Origin of the sequence: Kitasatospora sp. NPDC090091 (assembly GCF_044747365.1) — a bacterium.
GTDB lineage: Bacteria > Actinomycetota > Actinomycetes > Streptomycetales > Streptomycetaceae > Kitasatospora.
The window spans coordinates 140,817-157,294 of the sequence record NZ_JBIVDY010000001.1 but is presented as its reverse complement, the minus strand read 5'-3'; the positions used below and the strand labels follow the sequence as shown (position 1 = coordinate 157,294).

The 16,478-nt window shown below is 72.5% G+C and carries 18 protein-coding genes; 10 read left to right on the top strand and 8 right to left on the bottom strand.

The genetic code is table 11. From position 1 onward, the window contains the following. Positions 1-93 precede the first annotated feature (93 nt). The 4 genes from ACIPSC_RS00695 to ACIPSC_RS00680 all read left to right on the top strand — a co-directional run bounded on the left by ACIPSC_RS00695 (position 94) and on the right by ACIPSC_RS00680 (position 3,352). On the top strand, positions 94-1,545 hold the full coding sequence (locus tag ACIPSC_RS00695) for a CBS domain-containing protein (protein WP_400821978.1): 1,452 nt from the start codon (positions 94-96) through the stop codon (positions 1,543-1,545). Positions 1,546-1,663: 118 nt separating this feature from the next. Further along, entirely contained in the window at positions 1,664-1,936 is a 273-nt protein-coding gene (locus ACIPSC_RS00690) for a hypothetical protein (protein WP_400821977.1), read from the top strand. Further along, positions 1,933-2,340 carry a PIN domain-containing protein gene (locus ACIPSC_RS00685; protein ID WP_400821976.1) on the top strand — a complete coding sequence of 136 codons (408 nt, stop codon included), beginning with the start codon at positions 1,933-1,935 and terminating at the stop codon, positions 2,338-2,340. The genes ACIPSC_RS00690 and ACIPSC_RS00685 overlap by 4 nt, the downstream gene beginning before the upstream one ends. Before the next feature lie 394 nt (positions 2,341-2,734). Beyond that, complete coding sequence (locus ACIPSC_RS00680; RefSeq protein ID WP_400821975.1) at positions 2,735-3,352, top strand: exonuclease; 618 nt, start codon at positions 2,735-2,737, stop codon at positions 3,350-3,352. 109 nt (positions 3,353-3,461) lie between these two features. On the opposite strand, the gene ACIPSC_RS00675 is transcribed toward ACIPSC_RS00680, so the two are convergent. After that, positions 3,462-4,679 carry a cytochrome P450 gene (locus tag ACIPSC_RS00675; protein WP_400821974.1) on the bottom strand — a complete coding sequence of 406 codons (1,218 nt, stop codon included), beginning with the start codon at positions 4,677-4,679 and terminating at the stop codon, positions 3,462-3,464. Between the two features lie 177 nt (positions 4,680-4,856). Between ACIPSC_RS00675 and ACIPSC_RS00670 the strand changes: the two genes are divergently transcribed. Then, on the top strand, positions 4,857-5,213 hold the full coding sequence (locus tag ACIPSC_RS00670) for an arsenate reductase family protein (RefSeq protein ID WP_400821973.1): 357 nt from the start codon (positions 4,857-4,859) through the stop codon (positions 5,211-5,213). A gap of 49 nt (positions 5,214-5,262) precedes the next feature. Here ACIPSC_RS00670 and ACIPSC_RS00665 read toward each other — a convergent pair whose 3' ends face one another. Then, positions 5,263-5,733: a pyridoxamine 5'-phosphate oxidase family protein gene (locus ACIPSC_RS00665; RefSeq protein ID WP_400821971.1), complete on the bottom strand. Its 471-nt coding sequence runs from the start codon at positions 5,731-5,733 to the stop codon at positions 5,263-5,265. A gap of 80 nt (positions 5,734-5,813) precedes the next feature. On the opposite strand from ACIPSC_RS00665, the gene ACIPSC_RS00660 reads away from it, so the two are divergent. From ACIPSC_RS00660 to ACIPSC_RS00650, 3 genes are all read left to right on the top strand, one after another. Next, positions 5,814-6,368 (top strand): DUF1697 domain-containing protein, encoded by a 555-nt coding sequence (locus ACIPSC_RS00660; RefSeq protein ID WP_400821970.1) that lies wholly within the window; start codon positions 5,814-5,816, stop codon positions 6,366-6,368. Between the two features lie 69 nt (positions 6,369-6,437). Beyond that, complete coding sequence (locus ACIPSC_RS00655; protein WP_400821969.1) at positions 6,438-6,983, top strand: FHA domain-containing protein; 546 nt, start codon at positions 6,438-6,440, stop codon at positions 6,981-6,983. A gap of 68 nt (positions 6,984-7,051) precedes the next feature. Further along, positions 7,052-7,660, top strand: coding sequence for a DUF6891 domain-containing protein (locus ACIPSC_RS00650; protein WP_400821968.1), 609 nt, complete (start codon positions 7,052-7,054; stop codon positions 7,658-7,660). 222 nt (positions 7,661-7,882) lie between these two features. Here ACIPSC_RS00650 and ACIPSC_RS00645 read toward each other — a convergent pair whose 3' ends face one another. Further along, positions 7,883-8,536, bottom strand: coding sequence for a TetR/AcrR family transcriptional regulator C-terminal domain-containing protein (locus tag ACIPSC_RS00645; RefSeq protein WP_400821967.1), 654 nt, complete (start codon positions 8,534-8,536; stop codon positions 7,883-7,885). Between the two features lie 115 nt (positions 8,537-8,651). Here ACIPSC_RS00645 and ACIPSC_RS00640 point away from each other — a divergent pair, with 115 nt between their 5' ends. After that, a complete protein-coding gene (locus ACIPSC_RS00640; protein ID WP_400821966.1) occupies positions 8,652-10,130 on the top strand; it encodes an FAD-dependent monooxygenase in 1,479 nt (492 codons plus the stop codon). Positions 10,131-10,221: 91 nt separating this feature from the next. Here the strand turns inward: ACIPSC_RS00640 and ACIPSC_RS00635 are convergent, their stop codons facing one another. Together ACIPSC_RS00635 and ACIPSC_RS00630 are read right to left on the bottom strand one after the other, a co-directional pair. Next, positions 10,222-10,977, bottom strand: coding sequence for a hemerythrin domain-containing protein (locus ACIPSC_RS00635; RefSeq protein WP_400821965.1), 756 nt, complete (start codon positions 10,975-10,977; stop codon positions 10,222-10,224). Positions 10,978-11,357: 380 nt separating this feature from the next. Next, positions 11,358-12,431 carry an alpha/beta hydrolase gene (locus ACIPSC_RS00630; protein ID WP_400821964.1) on the bottom strand — a complete coding sequence of 358 codons (1,074 nt, stop codon included), beginning with the start codon at positions 12,429-12,431 and terminating at the stop codon, positions 11,358-11,360. A 395-nt stretch (positions 12,432-12,826) separates the two neighbouring features. Here ACIPSC_RS00630 and ACIPSC_RS00625 point away from each other — a divergent pair, with 395 nt between their 5' ends. Continuing rightward, positions 12,827-13,591 carry an SDR family oxidoreductase gene (locus ACIPSC_RS00625; protein WP_400821963.1) on the top strand — a complete coding sequence of 255 codons (765 nt, stop codon included), beginning with the start codon at positions 12,827-12,829 and terminating at the stop codon, positions 13,589-13,591. A 22-nt stretch (positions 13,592-13,613) separates the two neighbouring features. Here the strand turns inward: ACIPSC_RS00625 and ACIPSC_RS00620 are convergent, their stop codons facing one another. From ACIPSC_RS00620 to ACIPSC_RS00610, 3 genes are all read right to left on the bottom strand, one after another. Further along, positions 13,614-13,835 carry a hypothetical protein gene (locus tag ACIPSC_RS00620; RefSeq protein ID WP_238740547.1) on the bottom strand — a complete coding sequence of 74 codons (222 nt, stop codon included), beginning with the start codon at positions 13,833-13,835 and terminating at the stop codon, positions 13,614-13,616. 168 nt (positions 13,836-14,003) lie between these two features. Further along, positions 14,004-15,746 (bottom strand): carbohydrate-binding module family 20 domain-containing protein, encoded by a 1,743-nt coding sequence (locus ACIPSC_RS00615; RefSeq protein ID WP_400821962.1) that lies wholly within the window; start codon positions 15,744-15,746, stop codon positions 14,004-14,006. 261 nt (positions 15,747-16,007) lie between these two features. Beyond that, positions 16,008-16,346: a P-II family nitrogen regulator gene (locus tag ACIPSC_RS00610; RefSeq protein WP_238740554.1), complete on the bottom strand. Its 339-nt coding sequence runs from the start codon at positions 16,344-16,346 to the stop codon at positions 16,008-16,010. Positions 16,347-16,478 lie beyond the last annotated feature (132 nt).

Sequence of the window (16,478 nt, the reverse complement as noted above, 5' to 3'; positions counted from 1 at the left end):
CGAACGAGCTGTTCGAAATCCACAGCTCCACGAAGCAGGCCTCTGCAATGATCGGACTACTTCTGGGCGGGACCGAGCTGGGGGAAGACACCGATGACCGATTCCGCGCTGGCCAACGGCGAGGAAGAGCCTCTGGGGCGAGCCTCCTACCTGATCGAGGGACGGCGGGTGCTGCTCGCCGACCTTGTCAACGCGGGCCTGCTGGCCCCCGGAACACAGCTCACGTTCTGGCGTAAGCGATCCGGAGATGCACACCACGCCCGGGTGACCGAGGACGGCAGGATCGAGCTGGTCGACGGCCAGCGTTTCAAATCCCCCTCCACGGCAGCTGCTGCGGCCACGGGGCGAGGGCCCTACGACGGGTGGACCGCCTGGGCACTGGACGACGGCACCCTGCTGGACGTTCTGAGACAGACCCTCCTGGACACAGCGGCGGAGCTGCCGCCTTCCGGCGACGTCGCGGCGGACGGATCCGCCGCCCGTCACGCCCGGTTGAAGGAGGCCCGAAAGCAGGCGGACGCCGACACACCGATCACCCTCACCGTCCGAGATCTGCTGGGCTGGTGGGGGGCCTCCCGGCGCGGTTACTTGGTCACCGAGCAGGTGGCCACCGAATTGGCCAACCACGGCCTGTCCACCGTGCCGGACTTCACAGCCGTGGGGATCGACGATCGGGTCGCCTTGACCGGACCCTCCGGGGACACCGAGGACGCGGAGGAGAAAGCGGCTGAGCAGGAGCCGGCGACGGGGCAAGAAGAGCCGAGGACGTCCGGCGCACCAGGACCCGGCACCACATCCGGCGACGAAGGGGAAGGGAGCGAGCCGATCCAGGGGCAGACGGTCGGCAACCTGCCCTCAGCACTCAAGGGAGTGGTATCGGTGGCCTCCTCGGCGAGCTTCGAGGAGGTGTTCACCAAGATGCGGCTCAACGGGTACTCGCAACTGCCGGTGCTCAACGGACCCCGGAATCTGCGGGGAGCCGTCACCTGGGAATCCATCGCACGAGCGCGCTACGCGGACGCCGCGGCGCCTTTTGCGGATGCCATCGTCGATGCTCACGCGGTCAGCTACGCCGACCACCTGATCGACGTCCTGCCCGACCTGGAACGGTTCGGCTTCCTCTTGGTCAAGGACCAGACGAATCAGATCGCCGGAATCATCACCGTCGCCGACGTGGCCGCCGAATACGGTGCCACGGCCCGGCCGTTCCTGCTGATCGGTGACCTTGACCGACAACTACGCCGGGTCATCTCGGAAGGTCTGGACCTTGCAGAGGTGATCACGCTCTGCGATCCGGACGGACTCCGGAAGCTCAGCTCCTTCGACCAGTTGTCTTACGGGGACTACCAGCAGGTCCTGAGCAACCAGAAGCAGTGGGACAGGCTGAAGTGGCCGTTGGACCGCAGGTCCTTCACGGCCCGCCTCGACGAACTCCGGGAGATCCGCAACGAGCTGATGCACTTCAACGACAAGGACAAGGCCGGCGATTCGGCGATACCGATGCTCCGCAACATGATCGAACTACTGCGTGAGCACGGCGGCTGATGCGCAGCGCTTGCCCGACCGCGGTCGGGCAAGCGCTGCGACAGAACCGCCTCCCGCGAGCAGGAACGAAGTATCGAAGGCCCTCGCTCTGTAATAGAGGCTGTCTTACACTAAGACCATGAAGCCGACCCGAGCCGGGACGACCGAGAACATCTCCGTATCCATGCCCACCGAGCTGGTCAGTGAGCTCCGCTCTCGAACCGGCCGTCGTGGGCTGTCCAGCTACATCACCGAGGCTGTCAGGCACCAACTCGCCATGGACGGACTCGCCGAGATCGTCGCGTCGCACGAAGCGGAACATGGCGCGCTCACGGAGCAGGAGATCGAAGCCGCTCGTCGTGAGCTGTTCGGAGAGCAGAACGCCGGTGAAGTCGAACGGGGCGCTGCGTGAAGGAGCAGCCGGCCCGGTCGCTGGTACTCGACTCCGAGGCGCTCTCCCTGCTCCTGCGCAACGACCGCAGGATGGCGGCTCGCATCGAGGCGTCCCGGCAGGTCGGAGTGCCTGTCCTTGTGTCGGCACTGACCATCGTCGAGGCAGCACAGGGAAAGACCGACCTATCGCGCCTGAAATGGGTGCTCTCCCGGCTGCGGGTGGAACCGGTCAGCCAGGAGGACTCCCTGGCCGCGGTGGCGCTGCTCCGGGACGCCGGCGGGCTGCACGGGCACAAGTACGCCATCGACGCTCTCGTAGCTGCACTCGCTCTACGAGCCCCAGCCCCCGCTGTCGTCCTGACCTCCGACCGCGACGACTGGTCGAAGCTCTGCGGAAGCCGCGTGATCATCAGAGAGGTGTGAGCACCGCCGACTACCGAGTCTGCAACTTCACTGGCGTCAGTGGCAGGCCGCGCACCTCGCCACATCAACTGCGCGCTGGGTTTCACGAGCGATTCGGACGCCGCGTACGAGTCGGTTCGAACACCGGTCACGCTTTGTGGCTAACGAGCGGGGCAACATCCCCAGCACCGCTCGGCACTACTCACCGCATCCCATCGTCATCGCCGCCGCGTGTGCACTGACTGCGAAATGATCTTCCATGCGACTGACGTTTCCGCAGGTCAGAGGCATGTTCAATCAGAACTACGACCTGTAGGCCGTACCGCCCCCGGGCCCCGCGCCGACTCCGCACATCGAAGCCCCCGTCCCGAAATCACTTGCCGGGGCGGGGGCTTCGGCGTGCAGAATCGGCGCCATGGCGAGCAGGACGAAGACCACCCCGACCGTGTACATCTCGGTGGACGTCGAGGCGGACGGGCCGATCCCCGGGCCGTACTCGATGGTCAGCCTCGGCGCGGCGGTGGCCGGGTGGCACACCGCGGAGGGGTTCCGGCGGCCGGCCGGCGGGGCGGCCGGGTTCTACCGGGAGCTGCGGCCGATCAGCGAGGAGTACGACCCCGAGGCACTGGCGGTGTCCGGGCTGGAGCGGGCGGCCCTGCTGGCCGGCGGGACGGACCCCGGGGCCGCGCTGCACCAGTTCGCCCAGTGGGTGGAGCAGGTCCGGGAGGGGCCCGACGGGCGGCGGTACCGGCCCGTGATGGTGGCCTACCCGGCCGTCTACGACTGGCAGTTCGTGTACTGGTACCTGATCCGGTTCACCGGCTCCAGCCCGTTCGGGCACTCGGGGTGCCTGGACGTGAAGACGCTGTACGCGGCGCGCGCGGGCGTGCCGTTCGCGGGCATCGGCAAGCGCTCGATGCCGCCCGCCCTGCTGCCGGACCTCCCCCACACGCACAACGCCCTGGACGACGCCCGTGAGCAGGCGGTGCTGTTCGCCAACCTGATGGAGTGGGGCGGGCCCACGCCGGGGTGAGGGGCGCCGGTGGCGTCGCGGGCCTCGCTCACGCCGGCGGTGAGGCCTCCCGCCCCGGTCCCGGCTCGGGCCGGGGTCGTGTCGACCCGGCCGGCGACCGGCGTCCAGGTCAGCGGACGGTGACAGGCAGGGTCTCGTAACCGCGCAGGACCAGGCGGTCCCGCCGGGTCGGCACGCCGCCGGGAGCGAGCCGGGGGAAGCGGTCGAGCAGCGCCGGGAAGGCGACCTCGGCCTCCGTCCTGGCCAGCTGCGAGCCGAGGCAGAAGTGCGCGCCGCCGCCGAAGCTGAGCGGCTGGATGTCGGTGCGGGCGGGATCGAACAGCTCCGGCCGGTGGTGGCGGGCCGGGTCGTGGTTGGCCGCGCCCAGCAGGACCAGCACCATGGTGCCTGCCGGGGCCGGGACGCCGGCCACGTCCAGCCCGTCGGCGGCGGCGATCCGGGTGGTGAGCTGGACCGGCGAGTCGAAGCGCAGCACCTCGTCGGTGAAGATCGCGGGGTCCACGGCACCGGTGCGCAGCCCGGCCGCCGCCTCCGGGTGCCGGAAGGCCAGTGCGAGGCCGTTGCCCAGCAGGTTGGTGGTGGTCTCGAACCCGGCCACCAGCAGCAGCACCAGGTTGGCCAGCAGCTCGGCGCCGGAGATCCGCCCGGGCGCGTCGGCGGCGATCCGGGCGAGGTCGCTCACCAGGTCGTCCTGGGGCCGGGCCAGGCGCTCGGCGACGAGCTCGGTGAAGTAGCCGGCCAGCTCGTCGGCGGCCAGGTCGGAAGCGCCGAGTTCGTCGAGGTCCTGGACCAGCTCCAGGGCGACGGCGAGGTCCTCCGCGAGGGTGCGGAAGCGGTGGTGGTCCCGCGCGGGAACGCCGAGCAGCTCGCAGATCACCTCGACCGGCAGCCGGAATGCGAAGGCGTCCATGAAGTCGACCGGCGAGCCGTCCGCGCCCTGCTCGGCCAGGCGGTCCAGCAGCCGGCCGACCGCCGCCTCCACGGCCGGCCTGAGCGCGGCCACCCGGCGGGCGTTGAACGCGGAGGCGACCAGCGAGCGGACGCGGGTGTGGTCGGGCCCGTTGCGCTGCAGCATCGAGCGGCCGAACAGGGTGACCGAGGTGTGCCGAGCCAGCTGGGGATCGGCCCGCAGCCGGGCCTCGACGTCCTCCGGGGCGAAGGCCGGGTTGCGCAGCACCTGGTTGGTGGCGGCGTGGCCGATCGCGAGGACGACGCCGGGCCCGGCCGGGGCGGCGGCGCCGAGTTCGTGCGCCCGGGCGTACAGCGGGTACGGGTCGGCCCGGCCCTCCGTGGTCATCAGCTGCCCGATGATCGCTTCGCCGTCCATCCGGTTCTCCCCTCCCGAGACCCCGCGTCCTGCATCGTGAACCGCCGCCCCCCGTCCGGAGTTCCCGCCGGACCTCCCGGGGCGCGTTCACGGATGCCGGTCCGCCCGCAGGCAGAGCCGGTCGGGCACGCCGGTCGGAAGGGGGCGGCCGGGACGGGCGGTCGGTAGGCTGGCCGCATGGAGATCTGGATCAACCCGCGCTGCGGGAAGTGCCGTGCGGCGCTGGGGACGCTGGAGTCCGTCGGCGCCGAGTACACCGTGCGGCGCTACCTGGAGGACCCGCCGACCGCCGCCGAGCTGGAGCAGGTCCTGGAGCGGCTGGCACTGGAGCCGTGGGACATCACCAGGCTCGACGAGCAGGCCGCCAAGGACCTGGGCATGAAGCAGTGGACCCGCGAGCCGGGCGACCGGGCGCGCTGGATCGCAGCGATGGCCGAGCACCCGATCCTGATCCAGCGCCCGATCATCACCGCCGACGACGGCCACGCCGTGGTGGCCCGCACCCCGGAGGCCGTCAAGTCCGTACTGCCGTAGGGCAGTCACCCCCCAGGGCCTGGGCGCGGCCGGGGACCGCGCGTCGCCGTCACTCCCGCCGGACGCGCTGCACCGGCTGCCCCGGCCGCCAGGACGTGATCCAGACGTGCTCGTCCTCCACGGTGGTGTGCACCACCTGCTCCAGCTCCAGCCGGAAGGCCTGGAACGGGCCCGGCGGCGGCTCCGGCAGCTCGGCCACCCAGGCGGCGATCTCGACCTCGTCGGTGATCTCCACGGCCCGGCCGGAGAGCTTGGAATCGCCGCCCGTCAGGGTCTCGTCCCCCGGGTGGGCGTGCAGCGCGAAGCGGGCGTCCCGCTGGAGGTCGCGCGCCTTCATCGCGCCGTACATGGACCCGAAGGTGAGGTCGGCGCCGGTGAAGTCCACCTCGATGCCGCTCACCCGGGGCGAGCCGTCCTTGCGCAGCGTCGCCAGGACGTGGTGCTTGTTGGCCTCGAAGCGCGCCCGTACGGCGGGGGCCAGATCCGGAGCCTCGTCCTCGAAGTCCTGCCAGGTAGCCATGGCGCCAGTCTGGCACCCGGCACCGACGGCCGCGGTCCGGCGCGCGGCGCCGTGTCGGTGGCGGGTGCCAGACTGGCCCGGTGACCACCACGACCACGTACATCGCCTTCCTCCGGGCCGTCAACGTCGCCGGCCGGACGGTGAAGATGGAACGGCTGCGGGCCCTGTTCGGCGAGCTCGGACTCGACGGCGTCCGCTCGTACATCCAGAGCGGCAACGTCTTCTTCAGCACCGACGAGCCGGACCGCGCCGCGCTCACCCGGCGGATCGAGGAGCACCTGGAGGAGGCCCTCGGCTTCCCGGTGCCGGTACTGCTGCGCACCGTCGAGGAGGTCGAGGCGGTGCTCGCGGCCGAGCCCTTCGCGGGCATCGAGGTGACCCCGGACGTCCGACTGGTCGTCAACTTCCTCACGGAGCCGCTGCCGGCGGACTTCCCCGTCCCGTACACCTCGCCCAAGGGCGACTACGAGGTGATCGGCGCCGACGCCGGCACCGCGTACGTGGTGGTCCACCTCCGGGACGGCCGCTGGAACGCCCCGGCCAACCTGTTCGGCAAGTCCTACCGCGGCTCGGCCACGGCCCGCTTCCTGCACACCACCGCCAAGATCCTGGCCGCCGCCAGGAAGCCGTCCTGATCCGGGGTCTCCTCGGGGGCCGTGGGGGGATTCTGGACAGCCGGGGCCGGCTGCGCCGACAATCGGGCCATGAGCTCTCCTGAAATCCGGACCCACGTGGTCCGGCCGTCCGAGGCCGAGCGGGACCACGCGCTCGACGTGCTGCGGGAAGGCGCCGGCAGCGGCCGGCTGTCGCACGACACCTTCCTCGGACGGATGGAGCTGGTGCTGCACGCCAACAGCCGGTCCGAGCTGGACTCGGCACTGGCGGACCTGCCGGCCCGGAACCCGGTCGGCCGGTTCGTGCTGCGGACGGTCGGTCAGGTCTCGGCGTTCGGCGTGCGGTTGCGCGGCGCGTGGCGGCTCGAACGGCTGCCGGGGCTGAGCCTGCCGCAGGGCGGCGAGCGGCAGCTGACGATCGGCCGGGTCCCCGGTTCGGGGTTGCGGCTGCACGACATATCGGTCTCGCGACACCACGCCGAGCTGCGGCGGGAGGGCGACGACTGGGTGCTGTACGACCTCGGCTCGACCAACGGGACGCATGTGAACGGCCTGCGGATCGCGGGCGGGGTACGGGTCCGGCCCGGCGACCAGGTGCGGTTCGGCAACCTGGAGTTCCGGCTCGCCTCGGGCTGAGGCCGCCGGCCGCGCACGGCGCGGGCCCCGGGGGCGGGACTGTCGGTGGCCGGTGCGAGGATGCGGCCATGGACCAGGAGACCGTGACCCCCGCGCCCGAACCCGCCTCCGACCTGCGGCGCGAGGCCGAGGAGCGCGCCCGCGAGCTGATCCGCTGCGGCTTCCAGGAATCGGACGAGATAGCCGAGTCCCTGGCCGACGAGTTCGAGGAGGAGGGACTCTCGGCGGAGGACGCCGCGGCCGTGGTCGGCCCGCTCTGGCGGGAGCGGCTGGCCGAGCAGGCGTCCTGGCCGGAGACCACCGACGTGGACCGGCTGGCGGCGGCCTTCGACGCGCTGGAGGAGCGCGACGTCGTGGCTGCCATGGACTTCACCTGCTGTGCGAGCTGTGGCTACGCGGAGATCGGCGGCGAGGCCGAGGAGGGCTCGCGCGGCTTCGTCTTCTTCCACCAGCAGGACACCGAGAGCGCGGCCGCCGGCGGCGGGCTGATGCTCCGGTACGGCGGCTTCCGGGCCACGGACGAGCCGAAGGAGTCGGCGGAGCGGCGGACGGTGGAGATCGGCCGCGAGGTGGTCGCGGCGCTGGAGGCGGTCGGCCTGCCGGTGGAGTGGAACGGTTCGCCGGGCAAGGCGATCCACGTCACCCCGCTGACCTGGCTCAACCGCCTGCCCGACTAGCGGGTGTGCCGCCCGGCGGGTACCGGGCGGAACCGACGGGTGGCGGCGCCCGGATCGCCGGGCGAGGTGCGGCTCGGCGCAGTGGCCACGCGCGGCGGCCCGGCGGACGGACGCGCCCGGGGCCTTGCGGACGGGCGCGCCTGACAGCCTTGCGGACGGCGACCTTCGCCGCCCCCGGAGCGCCCCGCCGCCCGCAGCCCCGAGCCGTGTCAGGTCAATTCCCTAGTTCCTAGGGCCGGTTGAAGACAGGAGCACCGCCTCGACGCCGGCCAGCAGGATGGCGAGGCCGCGCTCGAAGCGCTGGTCGAAGCCCCCGAAGAGCTCCTGTCCGGCCGCGGCGGCCAGCTCGTACGCCGGGTCGATGGCGACGGCCCGCTCCCCCGGGTCGTAGCCCGGGGTCCGCTCCCCGGGCATCGGCCGGATGGCCTGCTCCTCGATCACGAAGCCGATGGTGTACGCGTAGCCGGTGGTGAACGCCTGGACGGCGTCACCGAGTTCGAACCCGGCCCGGGTGAACGCGTCGAGCATCGCATGCTGCCCCTCGGCGTGGTCCTGGTCGGTGAGCCGGGTGCCGCTGAAGACCTTGGCGCCGTCGCGGTAGCCGAGCAGGGCCGTGCGCAGGACACGGCAGGTGCCGGCCAGCGCCTCCTGCCAGCTGTCCGGCACGACGACCGGCCGGGGGGTCATCCGGCGGAGCATCTCGGTGGCCATCTCGTCCAGCAGCGCCTGCTTGTTGGCGAAGTGCCAGTACAGCGCGGGCGCCTTGACGTCCAGCTCGGTGGCGATCCGGCGCAGGGTGAGGCCCTCCAGGCCGGTCTCGCCGAGCAGCCGCAGGGCGATGTCGACGACCTGGGCACGGTCCAGCTTCGACGGCATGTCCGGCTCCTCTCCGATCCGTCGGGTCCTCGGGCGACCCCTCACTTGACAATTTAACACCGTTAAGTCCATCCTCGGGACATCGGGTAACTTAACGTCGTTAAGGAGAGCGCTCATGCGGCACACCCAGCCCTCGGACCGGATCCCGGAGCACACCGACGTCCTGATCGTCGGGGCCGGGCCGACCGGCCTCACCCTGGCCGTCGACCTCGCCCGCCGCGGCGTGGACGCCCTGCTGGTCGAGGGCGCCGGGGAGCTCTTCCCCGGCTCGCGCGGCAAGGGCCTGCAACCCCGCACCCTGGAGGTCTTCGAGGACCTCGGCGTGCTGCCGGCGGTCCTGGCGGCCGGCAGCGGCTACCCCCGGATGCTCAACTGGCAGGACGGCGAACAGCAGGGCGAGTGGGACCTCATCCAACCGAACGGGCCCGACCCGACCGTCCCGCACCCGAACATCTGGATGCTCCCGCAGTGGCGCACCCAGCAGCTCCTCGCCGACCGGCTGGCGGAGCTCGGCGGCCGGATCCGCTTCGGCACCGCCCTCGCCGGGCTGGAGCAGCACCCCGACCGGGTCGACGCCCGGCTGACCGGGCCGGACGGCACCGGGCGGACCGTCTCCGCCCGGTACCTGGTGGCCGCCGACGGCGGGCGCAGCACCGTCCGCCGCGCGGCGGGCGTGCCGATGGCCGGCGAGCGGGTCGACCCGAAGCCGGCGCTGGTCGCCGACGTCGAGGTCGAGGGCCTCGACCGGGGCAACTGGCACGTCTGGCAGCACGCGCCCGGCGGGGCCCTGCTGCTCTGCCCGCTGCCGGGCACCACCGCGTTCCAGCTCTTCGCCCAGTTCGGCGAGGACGTGGAGCCGGACACCTCGCCGGAGGCGGTGCGCGGGGTGATCGCGGCCCGTAGCCACCTGCCCGCCGAGGCGGTCGGCGCGGTGCACTGGGCCTCGGCGTTCCGGCCGCGGGCGGCGCTGGCCGAGCGGTTCCGGGAGGACCGCGTCTTCCTGGCCGGCGATGCCGCGCACGTCCACTCCCCGGCGGGCGGACAGGGCCTCAACACCAGCGTCCAGGACGCCTACAACCTCGGCTGGAAGCTCGGCCAGGTGCTGCGGCACGGCGCCCCGGAGGAGTTGCTGGACAGCTACGAGGCGGAGCGGCTGCCGATCGCCGCGGACGTGCTGGAGATCTCCACCCGGCTGCACCGCGCGGGCGGGGTGCGGGACGGCCGACTGCGGCGCGGCCCGTCGACCGAGCAGCTCGGACTCGGCTACGAGGACGGCCCGCTGACCGTCGAGGCCCGTAAGGACCTGCCGGAGGACGCGCTGCGGGCGGGCGGGCGCGCGCCCGACGCGCCGCTGGACGGCGCCGGCACCCGGCTCTTCGAGCTGTTCCGCGGGCCGCACGTCACGGTGCTGGCGGTCGGCCGCGAGCTGCCCGCGGTGCCGGCCGGGGTGCGGGCGCACCGGGTGGACGGCGGGGTGGCGGCCGCGGCGTACGGCCGGGGGCTGTTCGTCGTCCGACCCGACGGCTACCTGGGGCTCGCCACCGACGACCCGGCCGACCTGCCCGGCTACCTGGCCCGGCTGGGGATCAGCTAGGGCCGGCCGCCCCGGCGCCGGCCCGCTGCGGCATAGTCGCGAACGGCATATGCCACGCGCGTAGACCGGCGGCCCGCAAAAGGACCGGCGGTCAGTCGGCGAGGTGCTCCCGGACGTCGGCGGGGCCCCAGAGCGGGGCGGTGCAGCGCTGGTAGGTGGCCTGCCAGTGCGGCCAGTTCCGGGCCACGTCGTCGTCGCACTCCGCGATCAGCTGCTCGACCACCGCCGGCTCGACGCCGTCCAGCAGCCAGGCGAGCGCGTCGGCCGTCCCGGGCCCGTCGGCGGCGCGCAGCAGGTCCAGCAGCTCGGGCAGGCTGCCGAGCCGGGAGGAGTCGGCGAAGACCATCTCCATCCGGGGCAGCAGCTGACGCTCCTCGATCCGCAGATGGGTCTCCAGCCGGGCGGCGAGGTCCTCCATGGCGTAGGCGACCGGCCAGGCGCTGCCGGCGTCCCGGCTGGCGATCCGGACCAGGGTGGTGACCCGGGTGAACGAGTGGTCGAGGTTGTGGTGGTCCGCCTCCAGCCAGTTGAGCAGCAGCCGCAGCTCCGGGGCGAACCGGCGGACGAGCGGCCAGAGCCGGGTGTCCTGCTGCTCGTGGTGGCAGGTCAGCATGGCGGTGACGAAGTGCCAGTGCCGCAGCAGCGCCGCACCCTTCTCGTCCTCGCCCGGCTGGATCAGCCGCAGCGAGTTGGGCAGTCGCGCCAGGTCGCGGCGGAGCGCGGCGTGCACCAGGCGCAGTCCGGCGAACCGGAGGGCTTGCGGCTCCGCGTCGGCGGCCCGGTCGCGCGAGGGCTCGCCCTGGGCGGGAACGGACGGGGACGCTACGGGCAGCAGGTGGCTCGGCATGGCACTCTCTTCACGACTTGGCACGGCTGGCGGCATCGCCACGGACGACTGCGCGGCGGCGGATTGCAGTCCCACCACAGTGACCACAGTCGATCAGGCATGAATCAATGTCCGATTGACGTGCAGGTCAGCGCGTTGCGGAGCCCCGCGCCCGCCCCTTCGGCACCGCAACCCGCTGCACGCCGCCGGACGCCGCCGCACCCCACCGGACGACCCTCGAACGCCTCGGGGAAACGCCCCGGCGACGCGTCGCGGAACACCCCGGGGAACGCGTCGCGGAACGCCCCAGGGAACGCCGACGCCCCGGTGGCCGGCCCGCGCAGGGCCCGGCCACCGGGGCGTCGCACGCGGCGCCGGGGCGCCGCACAGCAGTGGGGGGGTCAGTCGCTCTGCGGACCCGCCAGGTTCTTGGAAAGCCACTGCAGCGTGTCCGGGATCATCTTCTTGAAGTCGCTGGTGAGGTGCTTGCCGCCGGGCTGCTCGTAGTACTCCAGCGCGAGCGGCGGCGCGGCCTTGGCGACCCAGGCCTTGACCAGCTTGGTCTCGAACGGGTTGGCGCCGCCGGCGGTGACCAGCATCTTCACGTCGGCCTTGCCCTGGGCGACCAGCACGTCCGGGCTGTTGGCCTGGCGCTCGGTCTCGTGGCCCTTCCAGAGCCCCGAGTCCGGGTTGAAGTAGCCGTCGATCGGGACGGCGGCCTTGAACTTGTCCGGGTGCTGGAGGGCCAGCTTCGCGCTGCAGAACGCCCCGGTGGAGGCGCCCATCAGGCCCCAGCCGTCGCGGCCCTTGATCGTGCGGAAGTTGGCGCGGACGAAGTCCGGGATGTCCTCGGCCATCCAGGTGCCCATCTTGGGCTGGCCCGGGATGTCGGCGCAGTCGAGGGCGTTCTTCTCGTCGGCGGTGAAGTTCTGCACCGGCATGATCATGATGAACGGGTGCGCCTTGCCCGCCTTGACCAGCGCGGCGTTCTCCTCCTGGATCGGCAGCTGGTTGTCGGTCCAGGTGTTGTAGCCGTTGCTCTGGCCGCCCGCGTAGAGGGTGAGGACGGGGAAGCCGGTCTTGGCGTACTTCGGGTCGTTGTACTCGGGCGGCAGCCAGATCCAGACCTTGCCGGACACGCCGGACTTGAGCCCGTTCAGCGTGGTCACCATGATCGCACCGGCAGCGGTGTCCCGGGCCTTGGTCATCGGCGCGGCCGGACCGGTCGGCATCAGCACCTTGCTCGGGGCGGTCGGGGTCGGCGTCGCAGTGGCGGTCGGTGCCGCGGCGGAGCTGCTGCCGCCCGCCGCCGGAGCGCCGGAGGCCGCCGCGCCGGTCGCGCCCGCACCGCCGCCCTTGGCGGAGTCCCCCTTCCCGCTGCCGTCCGTGCTGCCACAGGCCGCCAGCGAGGCGGCCAGGGTGAAGGCGGCGGCGCCGGTCAGCACGGCGCGGATTCGGGTGGACTGCGGCTGCACGGTGAGGACTCTCCGACCGGTGTCACGCCCGCTCCCCTCGGGAGCCGGACGGCGGCCCCCGGGTGGGGCCGGACATGACCGGGGCGCGACGTCGTCCGCGGCCCCGGGGACCGGCGCGCCGTCCCTCGCGGGGGCGCGCCGCCCTGCGATCTTATGACGTGAGTCGCGTCAAGCCGGTTGCGCTACCGCCAGCGGCATTCCAATGTTTGTTCCCGATCCGGTAAAGGGTGCGGCCAGGCCCGCCGGTCGACGGGGTTCTCGCCCCCGCCGGACGGCGGGGAGCACAGCCGGACCGGTGTCGGGGCCGCCACGGTTTGGGCCCTCGCACCAGTGACGCGCCGCTCCGGATCGGGCACGATCGGCTCGCCCGCCGCACCACGTCCGAGGAGACCGCCATGCCCCAGCAGATCGCCGTCGTCACCGGAGCCGGCAGCGGGGTGGGCCGCGCCGTGGCCGTGGAGCTGGCCGCCGCCGGCTGGCGACTGGTGCTCGCCGGGCGGCGCGAGGAGCCGCTGAACGAGACCGCCGGCCGCTGCCGGGCGGCCGCTCCGGGCGCGGACGCGGACGCGGTCGCGGTGCCGACCGACGTCACCGACCCGGAGGCGGTGGACGCGCTCTTCGCCGCGGCCGCCGGGCGGTTCGGCCGGGTCGACCTGCTGTTCAACAACGCCGGGACCTTCGGCGCGCCGACCCCGGTGGACGAGCTGGACGTCGCCGAGTGGCGCGCGGTGGTCGACCTCAACCTGACCGGGGCGTTCCTCTGCGCCCGGGCCGCGTTCCGGCAGATGAAGGCCCAGGCCCCGCAGGGCGGCCGGATCATCAACAACGGCTCGATCTCGGCGCACGTGCCGCGCCCGCAGTCGATCGCCTACACCGCGACCAAGCACGCCGTCACCGGGCTCACCAAGTCGCTGTCGCTGGACGGCCGCCCGTACCGGATCGCCTGCGGGCAGATCGACATCGGCAACGCCGCGACCGACATGACGGCGGCGATGAGCGTCGGCGTGCGGCAGGCGGACGGGCGGGTCGCGGTGGAGCCCACCATGGACGTCGCCGACGTGGCCCGCACCGTCCGGCACATGGCCGGGCTTCCGCTGGAGGCCAATGTGCAGTTCGCCACCGTGATGGCCACCGCGATGCCGTACATCGGCCGGGGCTGAGGCGCGGGGCCGCGGACAGGACCTAGTCGTCGTGCGAGTGGCGGTAGCGCCGCCGGCCGCCCTCCACGTCGAGCAGGTAGACGCTGGTGGTCGGCCAGTACTCGCCCGCCTCGGTGACGGGCAGCTCGGCCCGCAGCACCATCCGCAGGGAGGGCGGCGGGGCGGCGGCGTTCACGCGCTTGCGGTGGCCGTCCCAGCGGCCGCCGCAGAGTTCGATGTCGAGGACGACGGGGGTGGTGCTCATGCCGCGATGCTGGCAGCGTTTCACCCGACCCGGGGGTTTGAACCCCGCGAAGCCACTCGCCCGAGCGAACCTCCGGCACAACAGGCTGACGGCCGCCCCCGTCGTGTGCAGGGGGCGGCCGTCGGCCGGGCCGGGTCCGCGAACCCGGGGCGCGACCCCGGGGCGGGGTCAGTTCCGCCAGGTGTCGTTCAGCGCCACCGCGCCGGAGGCCGGCACCGTCGCGGTCCGGTTGGCCCCGGACTCCCAGGTCACCGCGCCCGAGGCGTCCTTGCGGATGTACTTGTACTCGAAGGCGGTGCCGGCGGCCATCGAGACGTTCAGCTTCCAGACCGGGTACGAGGCCGAAGAGAGCAGCAGGGCCTTGCCGGTGTCCCAGCCGCCGAGCGCGGCGGTGTTGCCCACCACGTAGATGTTCTGCCCGAACGCGGTGGTCGCGTTGACCGCGAACGAGGCGCCGCCGGTCACCGGGGTGCCGGAGCCGCCGGGAGCGCCGACGTAGAGGGCCACCGCGTCGCCCGCACCGACGGTGGCGGTGAACCGCCCGTCCGAACCGACCGTGTAGGACGCGCCGGTGCAGCCGCCCGCGGCCGGGTCGCCGTGCTGGACGTCGCAGTACGAGCCGGCCGGCAGCGAGGTCTGGAAGGTCTGGGTGACCGGTCCGGACTCCCGGTTGATCGCCACGAAGCCCTTGCCGCCGCGGCCGAAGGCGATCGCGTTGTTGCCGTTGGACCACCAGTTGGTGATGCCGGTGCCCGCCACCGCGTTGCGGAAGCCGACCATGTTGGCCACCTGCCGCCAGGCGTGGGTGCAGTTCCAGCCGTCGCTGTAGCAGGCGTTGACGGTGCCGCCGTTCGGCGGGCCGTCGTCGTGGCCGGTGAAGGCGTAGCCGGAGTAGACGTTGGGCGCGCCGTACGGGTGGGCCAGCATGAAGACGTTGGCCAGCGTGTAGGCGGAGCCGTCCTTGTAGGTCAGGGTCGAGCCGTTGCGCTCGGTGTCCCAGTTGTCGACGAAGGTGCGGGCCTTGTCGGTGGGCAGCAGCCCCGAGCCCCAGGACGCGAGGTCGGCGATCCGGCCGCCCTGGAAGGCGCTCTTCAGCCAGGTGCCGGAGCGGAACTCGTCCACGTCGCCGGTGCCGGTGTACTCGGAGGGCTGGACCGGCTCGCCGGCACCGTAGATGACCTCCTGCACCCAGAAGGCGTTCGGGTTGGCCGTCTTCGCCTTGATGCCGGCGAGGTCGGCGGCGGCGATGTGCTTGGCCGCGTCGATCCGGTAGCCGTCGACGCCGAGCGAGGCCAGGTCGTCCAGGTACTTCGCGATGGTCTGCTGGACGTAGGCGCTGCCGGTGTCCAGGTCGGAGAGGTTGACCAGCTCGCAGTTCTGCACGTTGGCGCGGTCGCCGTAGTTGCTGATCGCGGTGCGGCAGGAGTGGAAGTCCCAGTCCTGGTAGTACCCGGGGTAGTTGTACTTGCTGTAGACGGTGCCGCCGGTCCCGGTGCCGGAGCCGGCCGACATGTGGTTGACCACCGAGTCGGCGATCACCTTGACGCCGGCCGCGTGGCAGGTGTCGATCATGTTCTTGAAGGAGGTCCGGTCGCCGAGGCGCCCGGCTATCTTGTAGCTCACCGGCTGGTACGAGGTCCACCACTGGCTGCCCTGGATGTGCTCCTGGGGCGGCGAGACCTCGACGAAGCCGTAGCCCTTGGGGCCGAGGGTGTCGGTGCAGGCCTTGGCGACGGAGTCGAAACGCCACTCGAACAGGGTCGCCGTGACGTCCTTTCCGTTCGCCGGTGGGCTGGCCTGGGCGGCGGGGGCGGCGCCGAGGGCCGCGGTGAGCGAGAGCGCGAGCGCCGCGGAGGCGGTCAGCGCGCCGGCCACTCTGGCAGGCCGGCGGGTGGGGGCGGTGGTGACCACGTTGTCTCCTGGGGGCTGGGGTGGGGGCAGCCTGGGGTACCGCGCGTGAAAGCTTGCTGAAACTTGCGGGAAACTTGCAGCGCTGAACCTAGGGTCGGCACCGGGACCCGTCAAGGCCTTGGAAGCAACGTTTCTGCAGCTCCGGAAGCTCGTGTGCGACCTTTTCGGTCCGGCCGGAGCGTGGATCCGGGCGTCAACCAGCGACCGGCGTCAACCGGCGACGGCCGGGGACGACCGCGGGGGCATGGACAGGCCGGAGAACTACACGGCGTCCGGGCCGCGCTCCCCGGTGCGGACGCGGACGATGGTCTCCACCGGCACCGACCAGACCTTGCCGTCGCCGATCTTCCCGGTGCGGGCGGCGCGGACGATCTCCTCGATCACCCGCTCGGCGTCCTCGTCCTCCACCACCACCTCGATCCGGGCCTTGGGCACCAGGTCGATCCGGTACTCGGCCCCCCGGTAGACCTCGGTGTGCCCGTGCTGCCGCCCGTACCCGCTGGCCTCGGTGACGGTCAGTCCGTGCACGCCGACGGCCTGCAGCGCGTTCTTGACCTCGTCCAGCTTGAACGGCTTGACGATCGCGGTGATCAGCTTCATGCGGAGGCCCTGTCGGACGGGTGCGGGTGCACGGTGGCGGTGGCGTGGGCGGGTCGTGCCGTGTCCGAGGACGCCGCGATCGTACGCCGTCCCGGCGGGCCGGGCGAGGAGGACGCCACGCAGCCGCCGAAA

What these genes read in the sequence shown, in the direction of transcription:
- ACIPSC_RS00645 (WP_400821967.1), bottom strand. Translation starts at nt 8,536, where the DNA reads ATGCCGTCGAAGCTGGACCGTGCCCAGGTCGTCGACATCGCCCTGCGG.
- ACIPSC_RS00610 (WP_238740554.1), bottom strand. Translation starts at nt 16,346, where the DNA reads ATGAAGCTGATCACCGCGATCGTCAAGCCGTTCAAGCTGGACGAGGTC.
- ACIPSC_RS00650 (WP_400821968.1), top strand. Translation starts at nt 7,052, where the DNA reads ATGGACCAGGAGACCGTGACCCCCGCGCCCGAACCCGCCTCCGACCTG.
- ACIPSC_RS00670 (WP_400821973.1), top strand. Translation starts at nt 4,857, where the DNA reads ATGGAGATCTGGATCAACCCGCGCTGCGGGAAGTGCCGTGCGGCGCTG.
- ACIPSC_RS00625 (WP_400821963.1), top strand. Translation starts at nt 12,827, where the DNA reads ATGCCCCAGCAGATCGCCGTCGTCACCGGAGCCGGCAGCGGGGTGGGC.
- ACIPSC_RS00665 (WP_400821971.1), bottom strand. Translation starts at nt 5,733, where the DNA reads ATGGCTACCTGGCAGGACTTCGAGGACGAGGCTCCGGATCTGGCCCCC.
- ACIPSC_RS00640 (WP_400821966.1), top strand. Translation starts at nt 8,652, where the DNA reads ATGCGGCACACCCAGCCCTCGGACCGGATCCCGGAGCACACCGACGTC.
- ACIPSC_RS00620 (WP_238740547.1), bottom strand. Translation starts at nt 13,835, where the DNA reads ATGAGCACCACCCCCGTCGTCCTCGACATCGAACTCTGCGGCGGCCGC.
- ACIPSC_RS00695 (WP_400821978.1), top strand. Translation starts at nt 94, where the DNA reads ATGACCGATTCCGCGCTGGCCAACGGCGAGGAAGAGCCTCTGGGGCGA.
- ACIPSC_RS00655 (WP_400821969.1), top strand. Translation starts at nt 6,438, where the DNA reads ATGAGCTCTCCTGAAATCCGGACCCACGTGGTCCGGCCGTCCGAGGCC.
- ACIPSC_RS00675 (WP_400821974.1), bottom strand. Translation starts at nt 4,679, where the DNA reads ATGGACGGCGAAGCGATCATCGGGCAGCTGATGACCACGGAGGGCCGG.
- ACIPSC_RS00635 (WP_400821965.1), bottom strand. Translation starts at nt 10,977, where the DNA reads ATGCCGAGCCACCTGCTGCCCGTAGCGTCCCCGTCCGTTCCCGCCCAG.
- ACIPSC_RS00680 (WP_400821975.1), top strand. Translation starts at nt 2,735, where the DNA reads ATGGCGAGCAGGACGAAGACCACCCCGACCGTGTACATCTCGGTGGAC.
- ACIPSC_RS00690 (WP_400821977.1), top strand. Translation starts at nt 1,664, where the DNA reads ATGAAGCCGACCCGAGCCGGGACGACCGAGAACATCTCCGTATCCATG.